Below are 12,588 nucleotides of genomic sequence, written 5' to 3'. Positions count from 1 at the left end.
CTCGAGCGCCATGACCGCGACAGCGCCGGCGTCCTCGGCGATCTTGGCCTGCTCGGGGGTGACCACGTCCATGATGACGCCGCCCTTGAGCATCTCGGCCATGCCCCGCTTGACGCGCGCCGTGCCGACCTGGGCAGGCGACGCGGTGGGGGAGGTGCCGGCGGATGTGGTGTCGGTGTTGCTCACAGCTGATTCTTCCTTCGCTGTACGGGGTGGTGGATACGCGGTGCTAACGGGCCGGGGCGGCCATGCCGTCGAGGAACACCGTGATGCAGTCGTTCGAGAGCTCGTCGATCGTGTAGGGGTCGTCCGGCTTGCGCCAGTAGACGGTGAACCACACCGAGTCGCGCAGGAAACGATGGAAGACCTTGGACGGAACGTCCTTTCGGAGGACGCCCGCGTCCTTGCCGGCCTCGATGGCGTCGAGCCAGATCGTCTGGATCTCGTCCGCGATCGTGCGGGCCTCGGCGAAGTCGCGCATGGCACGCAGATTGGGGAACTCCGCGTGGTAGACCTTGGTCGCATCCGGGCGCGCGGCGCCCGTCGCGAGCGAGACGTCGACGATCGCCTTCAGTCTGGCTCGGGGTTCGAGCCGGTCGAGCTCCATCGAGCGATAGTTCGCGAGTAGGTCCGAGAGGAACACCGTGACCAGTTCGGTGACGATGGCACCCTTCGACCGGAAGTAGTGGTAGAGCGCCCCCGCGTTGAGGCCGACCTCGTCGCCGATCTCCCGCATCGACGTCCCCGCGATGCCACGCGCCGCGAACAGGGTGGCCGCGGCATCGAGGATCTCGGACTTGCGGTCCTGGGGTTCCGCCACTTCAGTCCCTTCCGATTTGAACACTCATTCAACGACATTAACCGGGTCGGTCGCATCGCGTCAAAGTGGGGTTGCGCCACGTCGGAAGTCTCGCGTCGAACATGTTCGCGGCGTGCAGATTCGAGCTGGCATGCAGAGGCGACTCGCCTCCGATCCCGTCTTGACGGCCTGCTTCCATCGACCTATATTCGCCTTGAATGAACGTTCAATACGATTTATTCGGGCATGAGCCGCCCATGCTCTTTCCGCCCGGTTCGTGGCGCGAGGCCGATCGGCGTCCGCACGAACCGCCCATGCGGACCCTTACCGAAATCGACGAGGAGATCGAAATGACCAGGGTTGTCTACGCCCGCAGTGTCCACGACGAGCGCGAGATCGAGGCCTGCCTCGAGGTCTTGCGTGGTGGTCCGTTCGCGCTGAAGATCGGCAAGAACGTCGCCGAGATGGAGCGCAAGGTCGCCGACCTGTACGGCAAGAAGCTGGGCCTGATGTGCAACTCGGGATCATCCGCGCTGTACCTGGCGCTCGAGCTGCTGGATCTGCCCAAGGGCTCCGAGGTGATCACCTCGCCGCTGACGTTCTCGACGGACGTCTCGCCGATCGTGCGGGGCGGCTGGGTGCCGGTGTTCGTCGACGTCGAGCCCGACACCTACAACGTCGACGTCGGCAAGATCGAGGAGCTGATCACCGACAAGACCAAGGCGATCCTGGTGCCGAACCTCGCCGGCAACGCCCCCGACTGGGACGTCATCCGCGAGATCGCCGACAAGCACGACCTGAAGGTCATCGAGGATTCGTGCGACTGCATCGGAACCACCCTGCGCGGCACCAAGACCGGCTCGCGCTCGGACATCACGGTCACCAGTTTCGCGATGTCGCACATCATCACGGCCGCCGGCAACGGCGGCATGGTGTGCCTCGACGACGAGAAGCTGCGCGACAAGGGCCTGATGCTGCGCCGCTGGGGACGCCGGTCCGAGCCGCACCTGTTCGGGTCCGAGCAGGCTCGTACCGGGCGCGTCTTCCGTGAGGACCTCGACGGGGTCGCGTACGACAACGACTTCATCTTCGACGTCCTGCCGTGGAACTTCGAGCCGTCGGAGCTGGGGTCGGCGTTCGGCCTCGTCCAGTTGAGCAAGCTCGAGGTCAACTACAAGCGCCGCCATCAGATCTTCGACGCGTTCAGCGCGGCCTTCGGTGCCTACCCGGATCTGTTCCGCCTGCCCAAGCCGCTGGAGGGCTTCTACACCGCGTGGCTGTGCTACCCGGTGACCATCCGTGAGGACGCCGGCTTCGAGCGGGGGGACCTGCAGGAGTCGCTCGAGGGGGCGGGCATCGACACCCGAACGGTCTGGAGCGGCAACGTCACCCGGCACCCGATGATGCGTAATGTCGAGTACCGCATCCCCGAGGGCGGGCTGCCCTTCGCGGACGAGGTGTTCGAGCGCGGCATGTCGCTCGGCATGAGCCACGGCATGAGCGACGAGGAACTCGACCACGTCGTCGCCAGCATCCACGCGTTCGCCTCCAAGTTCGCGGCTGCGAAGCAGTAGCACCCCGTCTCTGTGCGAGCCCCCGGCCTCCCGGCCGGGGGCTCGTGGCGTTTCCGGTCAACACCGCGATCGGTTCGTGGAACGTGGTTCTATCTCAGTTCAAGCCTCCGTCTTGACATGGACTTGATCCGCGCTACTCTCGATGCAAGCGCATAGAACACGGTTTCAATCAAGCCGTCGATCAGGAGTCTCACAGTGACGAACGAAACCCCGTACATCCTCATCTCTGCCGACAGCCACGCCGGCGCCGATCACGCCACCTACCGCTCGTACCTCGAATCGAAGTGGCACGAGGAGTTCGACGCGTGGCGCGGGAAGTACAAGAACCCCTACCGCGACCTCGTCGACGACGGCCGAACCCGAAACTGGGACAACGAACGTCGCCTGCGTGAGACACAGGGTGACGGCACGGTCGGTGAGGTGCTCTTCCCCAACACGGTGCCTCCGTTCTTCCCGAGTGCCGCCGTCCTGGCCGGTCCGCCGCGGGCCGAGGACTTCGACAAGCGGCTCGCGGGCGTGCGGGCGCACAACCGTTGGCTGAAGGACTTCTGCAACGACGCACCCGCCCAGCGCGCCGGCGTCGCGCAGGTATTCCTCAACGACGTCGACGAGGCGATCAAGGACGTCGAGTGGGTCAAGGAGAACGGACTGCGCGGCGGCATCCTGCTCCCGAACCTGGCGCCGGACGTCAAGTGGGTCAAGCCGCTGTACGACCCGGAGTACGACCGGCTGTGGAAGGTCTGCGAGGACCTCGGTGTTCCGGTGAACAGCCATGCCGGCACGGGCCTGCCCGACTACGGCCGCTACAAGACGTCGTCGCTGCTCTACATCAACGAGGTCGGCTTCTACTCGATGCGCCCGCTGGTGCAGATGATCCTCTCGGGTGTCTTCGAACGGTTCCCGAAGCTCAAGTTCGCGGTGTCGGAGCAGGGCTGCGCGTGGGCTCCGGACCTGATGCGCCAGCTCGACACCGTCGATCTGCGCGTCAAGCGCACCGGGCGGATCGGCGAGCTGTTCTACAGCGAGGACGAGCAGTTGCCGTTGCGTCCGAGCGAGTACTTCCGGCGAAACGTGTGGGTCGGTGCCACGATGCCGTCGGCGCAGGACATGGCCACGCGCGACACCCTCGGCGAGGGCAAGTTCATGTGGGGCAGCGACTACCCGCACAACGAGGGCACGTACCCGTTCACGCGCGAGTGCATCCGTCAGGTCATGCACGACGTTGACGAGGCGGAGCTGCGGAAGCTTCTCGCGGCCAACGCGGCCGAACTGTACGACTTCGATCTGGACGCGCTGGCCCCGCTGGCGGCGAAGTACGGCCCCACCCCGTCCGAGGTTGCGCAGCCGCTCACCGAACTGCCCGACGAGCCGAACGATGTTCTCCTGCGCGAGTCGTTCGCCAACCAGCTCGAGGCGGAGCTCGGCGTATGACCGGCCGTCTGGACGGCCGGCGTGCGATCGTCACCGGAGCCAGTCGAGGTATCGGCGCCGGCATCGCGCAACGCCTCGCGGCAGAGGGCGCTGCCGTCGCAATCGTGGCGCGCACGGTCGACGAGCCCGATCGCGGATTCGACGGCACCCTTGCCCGGACGGCCGAAATGATCCGTGCGGCCGGGGGCACCGTGGCGATCGTCCCCGCAGCCCTCGAGGATCCCGACTCCCGGGCGCGGATCGTCCCGGAGTCGGAGAAGGCGCTGGGGGGACCGATCGACATCCTCGTCAACAATGCGGCGGCCGCGATCTTCCAGCCGTTGCGGAGCTACCCGGCCAAGCGTGCGCATCTGACGTTCGAGGTGAACGTGCATGCGCCGCTCGACCTCGCGCAGCGGGTGATCCCGGGCATGCGGGAGCGGGGTGAGGGCTGGATCGTCAACATCACCAGCGGTACCGCACGGATCCGTCCGGTCGAACCACTGCCCGAGGGCGAGACCGATCTGGATGCCGACATCCACGGCACCGCGCTGTACGGAATGAGCAAAGCCGCCCAGGACCGGATGACGGCCGGCCTGGCCGCCGAGCTGAACGGCACCGGCATCCGGGTCAACGCGGTCCGGCCGCGATCAGCGGTCGCCACGGCCGGCGCGATGTCGGTGGCGTCCGACATGGTCGGCACCGAGTGGTTCGTTCCGGAATCCCTCGAGGAGATGGTCGAAGCGGTGACGTGGTTGTGCGACGCCGCACCGCACTACACCGGCAACGTCGAGGCGAGTCTGGACATCCTCGAGCGTGAGAGGCTGACGGTCCGGGACCTCCACGGCAGGCCTATCGCGAAGGAGCTGAACGCATGACGCCCTACGAGGGTATCCCCATCGTCGACACGCACATCGGTTTCCGGGAGGCCGGCTACGACGAGTACGCGTTCATCACGCGGCAGACGAAGGACCGCGAGAGCAACGACGAGTTCACCATGCCCGCGCAGTACATGTTCAAGGGTGTGCCGGACCTCGCGACCGACGATCCGATCTCGGTGACGCTGCACGAGATGGACAAGCACGGCATCGAGATCGGCATGGTCAGCATGGCCAAGGAATCCGGGCAGCGCGCCGTCCGCATGTTCCCGGACCGATTCGTGCCGCAGGGGTCGGCGGTCGATCCCAACGACATCATGGGCACATTGGCCCGGATGACCCGTGAGTACGAGGAATTCGGCATCCTCTCGGTGAGTTCGTTCGCCGCGGGCACGTTCCCTCAGGTGGCGCTCAACGCGCCGCAGATGTATCCGATCTACGCAAAGTGCGTCGAGCTCGACATCCCGATCTTCGCGTGCGCAGGTATCGCGGGGCCGCGACTGAAGTCGGCGGTCCAGCACGTCGAACTCATCGACGACGTCATGTTCGATTTCCCGGATCTGGTGTTCGTCACGCGGCACGGCTGCGAACCGTGGGAGGATCTGGCCGTCAAACTGATGATCAAATGGCCGAACCTCTACTACTCGACCTCGGCGTTCGCGCCCAAGCACTACCCGAAGGCGATCGTCGACTACGCGAACACGCGCGGCGCCGACAAGATCATCTACGCCGGCTACTTCCCTGCGGGGCTGACCCTGGACCGGATCTTCGGCGACATGCCGAGCGTGCCGTTCAAGGACGAGGTGTGGCCGAAGTTCCTGCACGAGAACGCCCGCAAGGTGCTCAAACTGAAAGGTTGATCGGACATGCCGATCGGTATCGGAGCAGATCACGACGCGCTCGCCGACTCGCTGGCGCGGTTCGCGGCCCGCGAGGCTCCCGTGGAACGGACACGCGGGCAGTTCGACGACCTCGCGCGCGGTGCTCGGCCCGCCTTCTGGGAACAGTTGGTAGGTATGGGTATTCCGTCGCTACACCTCGCCGAGGAGTACGACGGGGCGGGCGCGGGCCTGCTCGAACTCGCGGTGGCACTGGAGCAGTCCGGGTACGGGCTGATCCCCGGACCGTTGCTGCCGACGGTCACCGCGAGCGCCGTCATCCAGTCCCACGGGACCGACGCGGCGCGCAAGGCGTTGCTTCCGCGACTGGCCGGCGGCGCCACCGCCGCGGTGGCGCTGGGGACGGGGACCGTCACCCTCGACGGCGATGGCGACGAAGTGGTCGCCGGCGGCGAGACGGTACCGGTGCTCGGTGCTCCGGGTGCCGAGATCCTCGTGCTGGCGGGGCAGTCCGGTGAGCGTCCGGTGTGGTTCGTCGTGTCGGCGAGTGACGCGGGTGTGGAGGTCCTCGCCGAAGAAGGCGTCGACCTGACCCGCGCCCTCGGCCGGGTGCGCCTGTCCGACACCCGGATCCCGGCCGAGAACGTCCTCGGCGCCGGGGCGGACGAGGTCGCGGCGATCGCCGCGGTGCTGCAGTGCGCCGAGGCCGTCGGCGTCGCCCGGTGGGCGCAGGAGACAAGCTTGGCGTACGCGAAGATCCGCGAGCAGTTCGGGCGCCCCATCGGCTCGTTCCAGGCGATCAAGCACAAGTGTGCGCAGTTGTTCATCCGGCTCGAGGTGATGACCAGTTCGGTGTGGGACGCCGTGTCGGCCGCGGACAGCGGCGACCGGAAGCAGTTGGCACTCGCGGCCGCGCGGACCGCGACGGTGGTGCGCCGCGAGGCCGTCGACGTGGTACTCGAGGCGCTCACGCTGCTCGGTGGCATCGGCAACACCTGGGAGCACGACATCCACCTGTACTGGCGACGTGTCGTGAGCCTGCTCGCGCTCGGTGGTTCGCAGGACGCGTGGGCCCGCCGCGCCGGTGAACTGGCGCTGACCACCGAACGGGAAGCGGTGCTGGGGGTTCCGGACCGGCCGGAGTTCCGGGCGGGTGTCGCGGCGACGATCGCCGAGGCCGCAGCACTCGACCCGGTGGCGGCTCGGGTGCTGCTCGCCGATCGGGGGTTGGTCGCGCCGCACTACCCCGAGCCGTACGGCCTGGGCGCCGATACCGCCGCTCAGCTGATTCTCGCGGAGGAGTTCGACCGCGCCGGAGTTCCCCAACCCAGCACCGTCATCGGTGAGTGGGCGTTGCCGTCGATCTTCGAGTACGGCACCGAGGAACAGATGGAACGACTCGTTGTTCCGACGTTGCGCGGCGAGATCATCTGGTGCCAGCTGTTCTCCGAGCCCGGCGCGGGATCCGATCTGGCGTCGTTGACGACCTCCGCCACCAAGGTCGACGGAGGCTGGCGTATCGACGGCAACAAGGTGTGGAACTCGAAGGCGTACGAGGCGCACTGGGGCATCTGCCTGGCGCGGACCGACCGTGACGCCCCCAAGCATCGGGGCATCAGCTTCTTCCTCGTCGACATGTCGGCGCCGGGCGTGGAAGTCCGGCCGCTGCGGGAGGCGAACGGCGACAGCATGTTCAACGAGGTCGTTCTCGACGGTGTCTTCGTTCCCGACGCCGACCTGGTGGGTGCGCCCGGAGAGGGCTGGAAGGTGGCCCGCACGACGCTGGCGAACGAGCGGGTCGCGATGGGAAACACCCCGGTTGCGAGCGGGTACCGCTTCGATCCGGTCGAGGTGGCGCGGACGCTGGACCCGGACACTCGGCACGACGCGCTGCCTGCGCTCGGTCGGATCACGTCTACCACCGGGGCCCTCGATGCGCTCGCGCATCGCAGCGTCCTCAAGCGGCTGTCGGGTCTGAACCCGGGTGTCGAGGCGAGTGCGCTCAAGGCGGCGTCTGCGCAGCACATCACGGATGCGACGGCGCAGGTGCTCGAATGGTTCGGGCCGGAGGCCGCCCTGGGCGGCCTGGGCCCGAACGTCACCGGTGGCGGGCGCGCGGCCAAGGCATACCTTGCCACGCCGAAGCTGCTGATCGGTGGCGGCACGCTCGAAATCCAGCTCAACGTCATCTCGGAGCAGATCCTCGGGCTGCCACGGGAACCACGATGACCGGTGGACTCCTGCGTGGTCGTACCGCGATCGTCACCGGAGCCAGCGAGGGTCTCGGTCGTGCCGAGGCCCTCGCCCTCGCGGAAGCGGGTGCCGACCTGGTGATCAACGCTCGTAGCTCCCGGATCGAAGACGTCGCTGCGGAGATCCGCAGCGACGGCGGGTCCGTCGTGACGTGTGTGGGTGACGTCGGTGAGCAGGCCACCGCGGACCGGCTCGTCGCGCTCGCGGTGGACCGTTTCGGCCGCCTCGACATCCTGGTGAACAACGCCGGCATCATTCGGGACCGGATGGTGTTCAACATGTCCGCCGACGAGTGGGACGACGTGCTGCGGGTCAATCTGCGCAGCACGTTTCTCACGACGCGCGCGGCGACCGACCACTGGCGACGTCGGGCGAAGGACAGTGGGGCGCCGGTCTACGCGCGCATCGTCAACACGTCGTCGGAGGCGTACGCGTCCGGCCCGCCGGGGGCCGCCAACTACGCCGCGTCCAAGGCAGGTGTCGTCGCCCTGACGATGTCCACCGCCCGGGGGTGCGAGGCCTTCGGTGTGCGGGCCAACGCCATCTGTCCCCGGGCACGCACGGCCATGACGAGCGACGTGTTCGGGCCGCGTCCGCAAGGGGGAGACGACCCGCTGTCGGTCGAACACGTTGCGCCGCTCGTCGTCTACCTCGCCTCACCAGCCGCCGAGTCGGTCAACGGTCGAGTACTGGTCGCGTACGGGGACCGGATCGACGTGATGACGCCGCCCGCCGTCGAGGCGAGCCTGCGCTCGGCGTCGCGGTGGAGCCAGGACGAATTGCGCGACGTGCTGGGCGGGTATCTGACGACCCCGTCGCCGGAGCCGGAGTCGGCGGTGACCGGTTGACGATTAGGCTGCCTTCGTGACCGAATCCGTGGCCGTGCCGATGAGCCCCGACGACATGACCGACGCGCAGCGTGCGCGCCGGCGGCACCTGCTCGACACCGTGATCGAGATGCTCGCCGAGACCAGCCCCGACCGGATACAGATGCGAGAGGTCTCGGAGCGGTCCGGGGTGGCCCTCGGGACGCTCTACCGGTACTTCCCGGCGAAGCAGCACCTCCTGGCGGCCGCAATGGTGGCCTGGAACGACATTCTCGCCGAACGGCTGGCGGAGGAACGCGAAACGGGTCGGCTCCGAAATGCGCACGGTTCGGTCCTCGATCGTGTCGTGGACCTCTACACGCGCCAGATGAAGGCATTCCAGCGAGGACCGAACTTCGCACGTCTCGAGGTCGAATTGCAGACCTCCGACGATCCGTACGTGCGAGACACACTCGACGAACGCTCTGCCGCGAACCGGAAGATGCTGTTCGAGCTGATGGAAGGCGTGCCCGCCGAGCGGGCACGCCTCGCGTCGTTGTCGATCGGCAGCACGATGCTCAATTCGCTCGTCCTGTGGACGACCGGCCGCATCGGATTCCCCGAGGCTTTGCGTAACGTTCAGGACGTGTCGCGGCTGGTGCTCGGCGAGTAGCCGGTACGGTTCGACTTCCAATATTGTTCTGCGACAGGACCGGCCGCGCGGGCACCGCGCGGCCGGTCCTGTCGCAGACGTCTTCCGTGTCGTCAGTTCCCGATCGCTGCGGAGGCCGCCCGGCGCTCCATGTTCTCGGCGACCTCGCGCCGCCAGGCGGCGACGGGCTTGGTGGTGTCCATCTCGAACTCGAAACGGTTGGTCATGTCCGGGCTGATGTCGGCGACGTCGACGTAGAACTGCTCGTACCAGCGGCGCAGCTGGTAGACGGGCCCGTCTTCCTCGCACAGCAGCGGGTTCTCGATGCGGGTCTTGTTCTTCCAGATCGCGACGTCCTGCTCGAACCCGATCGCGATGAACTTGGCCATCCCGGCGGCCAGTGCGTTCGCCTTCGCGCCACTGACCGACTCGCTCTGCTTGACCTTGATGCCGTACATGAGGACGAACTTGTTCGGCGAGATCGGGTAGTGGCAGTTGATCAGGATCGAGTCGATGTCGAAATCCGGGTAATGGTAGGTCAACTCGTCGATCATGAAGGACGGGCCGTAGTACGCCGCGACCGAGCTGTTGCCCGTGGAGGCCGCCTGTCCGTCCTTGGTGGGCCGGGCCATGTCCTCGCGTCCGACGCCCTCGTGGAACTGGGTGGCGATGTGGCCCTCGAAGATGTTCTCGAACTTGATCGGGAAGCCGTAGTGCACGTAGAAGAAGTGCGCCATGTCGACGACGTTGTCGATGATCTCGCGGCAGTTGGTGTCGATGGTGATCTGCTTCCACACCCAGTCGGTCCACTCCTCACCGGGGGCGGTCATCTCCGGGATGGTGACCTCGGCCGGCGGCTGGTTGCCCTCGGGGTCGTGCCAGACGAACAGCAGTCCGTCCTTCTCCATCGTGGTCCACGCGCGGGTCTTGGCGAGCGGCGGCACGCGGCGGGCGTAGGGGATGTCGGTGCAGCGGCCCTTGCCGTTCCAGCGCCAGTCGTGGAACGGACACGCCACCGAGTCGCCCTTGATCTCGCCCTGGCTCAGGTCGCCACCCATGTGCCGGCAGTACGCGTCGAGAACCTTCAGATCGCCCTCGCTGTCCGCGAACACCACCAACTTGGTGCCGAAGGCGTGGATCGGATGCGGCTTACCGTCGGTGAAATCCCTGGTGAGGCCGATGCAGTGCCAACCGCGCGCGAATCTTGTCGGCGCCTCGCCGGCCTCGATCATCCGGACCTCGCTGCTGCCTGTCGCTGATGTCGTCATGTGTTTCCCATACATTGGTGGTAATCGGTGGTACTTCCTGCAGGATCAATCGGGGACGCCGAATACACAGTGGTCCCGCGAAGGGCGCCGGCCGCTCGTGAGTCATGCATCTCTGGCGGATACGTCCGGTTCGGACCGGTAGCGATGTGGTTGCAAGGGCACTGTCGCGCGAGAGCGACTCTACAGCAGCGGAATTGGGAATCGCGAAGACCCTTGGCTCTTCCCTGACATGCAGGTGGGGTGAAACGTAATTCTATTTTGCTGGCCGGAACTCGACGTATTAGGTCATATGTCTTGCAAACCTGTGCGTTCATGGTGTTCCATGTCACTGGAACCTGATTCTTTCTTCCGCGAGCCTGCGCGGACCGCGGTCTCGCTCCCCGCCGCACGTGCTGTCACGAGAAGTCGGCGGCCGTCAGCTGCGAACGGCGAAGTCATCACATCGAGAGGACGGATATGTTGCATCGACTTTGGCGCGGTTGGCGCTCGGTAGCTGTCGTGAGCATCGGTGCTCTGGCCTTGACGGCCTGCGCTTCGGCTGACGGCCAGGGTTCCGGCGACTCCGTGAACGCCGGTGGCGCGTACGCGATCGGCTACGTCGGCGATCGTGCCGGCGAGGGCGACCCCGTCGACGGCGGCGTGGTGACCTACGGGTCGTACGGCTTCCCGGCGACGCTGGACCCGACCAAGACCCTGATGGCCGGGTCGACGGGCGGCACCGAGCTGGCCGCGATTTACGACACCCTGGTGCGCTACGACTTCGAGAAGTCGCAGTACGTACCGCAGTTGGCGGCCGGGCTCGAGTCCTCCGACGACGGGCAGGCGTGGACCGTCACGCTGCGTGACGGGGCCACGTTCAGCGACGGGACGCCGGTCGACTCGGCCGCGGTGAAGTGGAGTCTCGACCGCTATGTCGCGGCCAAGCGCGATGTGGCGCAGGTGTGGACGAACTCGGTTGCCGGTGTCGAGACTCCCGACGCGAAGACGGTGGTCATCCGGCTCCAACGCCCGTGGACCGACTTTCCGGTGCTGCTCGCGGCCGGGCCCGGTGTGATCGTGGCGCCGAGCTCGGAAGCGTCGGGTTCGTTCACGCCGATCGGCGCCGGGCCGTTCACCGTCACCCGGTTCGCTCCCAACGAGGTGCTCGAGCTGGCGCCGCGTGCCGACTACGTAGGAGGAAAGCCGCGACTCGCTGGTCTGCGCTTCGTTCCCACGGCCAACGCCCAGGGCATGTTCGAGTCCATTCGCAGTGGCGAGCTCAACGCCGGCTATCTCTACCGGAACACCGAGGTCATCGACAGCGCGATCGACGCCGGCCTCGAGGGCTATCGCGATCTCCAGGGGCTCGGCGCGATCGGAATGATCAATCAGCGCGAGGGTCGTCCGGGTGCCGACGTCCGGGTTCGTCGGGCGATCGCGCTCGGAATCGATCCGGAGGCCTTGAACCAGCGTGTGAACGGCGGAAAGGGACCGGCCGGCTCGGCGATGTTCCCGGAAGGCTCGAAGTGGCACAACGAGGACGTGCAGGGCGTCACCTACGACCCGGATCAGGCGCGGGAGTTGCTGAGCCAGGCCAAGGCTGACGGCTACAACGGCAAGCTCACGTACGTGGCCATCAACGAGGAGGCCTCGCGTCAGGGTGCTCTCGCCGCACAGGCCGCGCTGAACTCGATCGGTTTCGATGTCGAGGTCGCGTATGCCAACAGCGTCACCGACCTGACTCGCCGTGTCTACGTCGATCGGGACTTCGACATCGCCCGCAGCGGTGCGTCGCTCATCGACGCGGCACCGCTGCTCCGCCTGTACGGGTCGCTCGGCAGCACGTCGAGCAACAATGCCGCGGGCTACAACTCGCCCGAGATGGACGCTCTACTGGTGAAGCTGCAGACCGCCGGCAGCGACGACGCGAAGCAGACGGCCATCGACGACATTCAGAAGCTTGCCGACGAGACCGTTCCGTATGCGGTGTGGGCGCCGACCGCCGTGTACACGGCGTGGACGCCGAAGCTGCACGGCGCCAACGTCAGCATCGACAACGTCGTCCTCTTCGACGAGGCCTGGATGGAGCGCTGACGCACTCCCGGTACCGCGTCCACACACTGAGTGATC

Annotated in this window: 10 protein-coding genes and 1 pseudogene; 8 read left to right on the top strand and 3 right to left on the bottom strand. The window is 66.7% G+C overall.

Annotation, left to right across the window (positions count from 1 at the left end; genetic code table 11):
* A pseudogene (locus PSS76_RS23840) lies at positions 1-186 on the bottom strand (pyridoxal 5'-phosphate synthase lyase subunit PdxS); the annotation flags it as partial.
* Between the two features lie 43 nt (positions 187-229).
* A complete protein-coding gene (locus PSS76_RS23835; RefSeq protein ID WP_005514331.1) occupies positions 230-820 on the bottom strand; it encodes a TetR/AcrR family transcriptional regulator in 591 nt (196 codons plus the stop codon).
* Positions 821-1,149: 329 nt separating this feature from the next.
* On the opposite strand from PSS76_RS23835, the gene PSS76_RS23830 reads away from it, so the two are divergent.
* The 7 genes from PSS76_RS23830 to PSS76_RS23800 all read left to right on the top strand — a co-directional run bounded on the left by PSS76_RS23830 (position 1,150) and on the right by PSS76_RS23800 (position 9,232).
* Positions 1,150-2,373 carry a DegT/DnrJ/EryC1/StrS family aminotransferase gene (locus PSS76_RS23830; RefSeq protein WP_037085456.1) on the top strand — a complete coding sequence of 408 codons (1,224 nt, stop codon included), beginning with the start codon at positions 1,150-1,152 and terminating at the stop codon, positions 2,371-2,373.
* A gap of 195 nt (positions 2,374-2,568) precedes the next feature.
* Complete coding sequence (locus PSS76_RS23825; protein ID WP_337456728.1) at positions 2,569-3,804, top strand: amidohydrolase family protein; 1,236 nt, start codon at positions 2,569-2,571, stop codon at positions 3,802-3,804.
* Positions 3,801-4,661 carry an SDR family NAD(P)-dependent oxidoreductase gene (locus PSS76_RS23820; RefSeq protein WP_084980191.1) on the top strand — a complete coding sequence of 287 codons (861 nt, stop codon included), beginning with the start codon at positions 3,801-3,803 and terminating at the stop codon, positions 4,659-4,661. Before PSS76_RS23825 ends, PSS76_RS23820 begins: the two co-directional genes overlap by 4 nt.
* Entirely contained in the window at positions 4,658-5,521 is an 864-nt protein-coding gene (locus PSS76_RS23815; RefSeq protein WP_005514326.1) for an amidohydrolase family protein, read from the top strand. Before PSS76_RS23820 ends, PSS76_RS23815 begins: the two co-directional genes overlap by 4 nt.
* Positions 5,522-5,527: 6 nt before the next feature.
* Positions 5,528-7,729, top strand: coding sequence for an acyl-CoA dehydrogenase family protein (locus tag PSS76_RS23810; RefSeq protein ID WP_069856047.1), 2,202 nt, complete (start codon positions 5,528-5,530; stop codon positions 7,727-7,729).
* The gene (locus tag PSS76_RS23805) at positions 7,726-8,601 is read left to right on the top strand and encodes an SDR family NAD(P)-dependent oxidoreductase (protein WP_069856046.1); all 876 of its coding nucleotides are present in this window, start codon (positions 7,726-7,728) and stop codon (positions 8,599-8,601) included. The genes PSS76_RS23810 and PSS76_RS23805 overlap by 4 nt, the downstream gene beginning before the upstream one ends.
* Before the next feature lie 40 nt (positions 8,602-8,641).
* Positions 8,642-9,232, top strand: coding sequence for a TetR family transcriptional regulator (locus tag PSS76_RS23800; RefSeq protein WP_069856351.1), 591 nt, complete (start codon positions 8,642-8,644; stop codon positions 9,230-9,232).
* Positions 9,233-9,324: 92 nt separating this feature from the next.
* Here the strand turns inward: PSS76_RS23800 and PSS76_RS23795 are convergent, their stop codons facing one another.
* Positions 9,325-10,479 (bottom strand): 3-ketosteroid-9-alpha-monooxygenase, oxygenase component, encoded by a 1,155-nt coding sequence (locus tag PSS76_RS23795; RefSeq protein ID WP_037084432.1) that lies wholly within the window; start codon positions 10,477-10,479, stop codon positions 9,325-9,327.
* A gap of 498 nt (positions 10,480-10,977) precedes the next feature.
* Here PSS76_RS23795 and PSS76_RS23790 point away from each other — a divergent pair, with 498 nt between their 5' ends.
* A complete protein-coding gene (locus PSS76_RS23790; protein ID WP_337456727.1) occupies positions 10,978-12,552 on the top strand; it encodes an ABC transporter substrate-binding protein in 1,575 nt (524 codons plus the stop codon).
* Positions 12,553-12,588 lie beyond the last annotated feature (36 nt).

Source organism: Prescottella sp. D32 (genome assembly GCF_037287305.1).
Classification (GTDB): domain Bacteria; phylum Actinomycetota; class Actinomycetes; order Mycobacteriales; family Mycobacteriaceae; genus Prescottella; species Prescottella equi.
Note: the sequence above shows the minus strand (reverse complement) of the source record. Positions and strands in the feature narration are given on the sequence as shown.

What these genes read in the sequence shown, in the direction of transcription:
- PSS76_RS23830 (WP_037085456.1), top strand. Translation starts at nt 1,150, where the DNA reads ATGACCAGGGTTGTCTACGCCCGCAGTGTCCACGACGAGCGCGAGATC.
- PSS76_RS23820 (WP_084980191.1), top strand. Translation starts at nt 3,801, where the DNA reads ATGACCGGCCGTCTGGACGGCCGGCGTGCGATCGTCACCGGAGCCAGT.
- PSS76_RS23815 (WP_005514326.1), top strand. Translation starts at nt 4,658, where the DNA reads ATGACGCCCTACGAGGGTATCCCCATCGTCGACACGCACATCGGTTTC.
- PSS76_RS23810 (WP_069856047.1), top strand. Translation starts at nt 5,528, where the DNA reads ATGCCGATCGGTATCGGAGCAGATCACGACGCGCTCGCCGACTCGCTG.
- PSS76_RS23805 (WP_069856046.1), top strand. Translation starts at nt 7,726, where the DNA reads ATGACCGGTGGACTCCTGCGTGGTCGTACCGCGATCGTCACCGGAGCC.
- PSS76_RS23800 (WP_069856351.1), top strand. Translation starts at nt 8,642, where the DNA reads ATGAGCCCCGACGACATGACCGACGCGCAGCGTGCGCGCCGGCGGCAC.
- PSS76_RS23795 (WP_037084432.1), bottom strand. Translation starts at nt 10,479, where the DNA reads ATGACGACATCAGCGACAGGCAGCAGCGAGGTCCGGATGATCGAGGCC.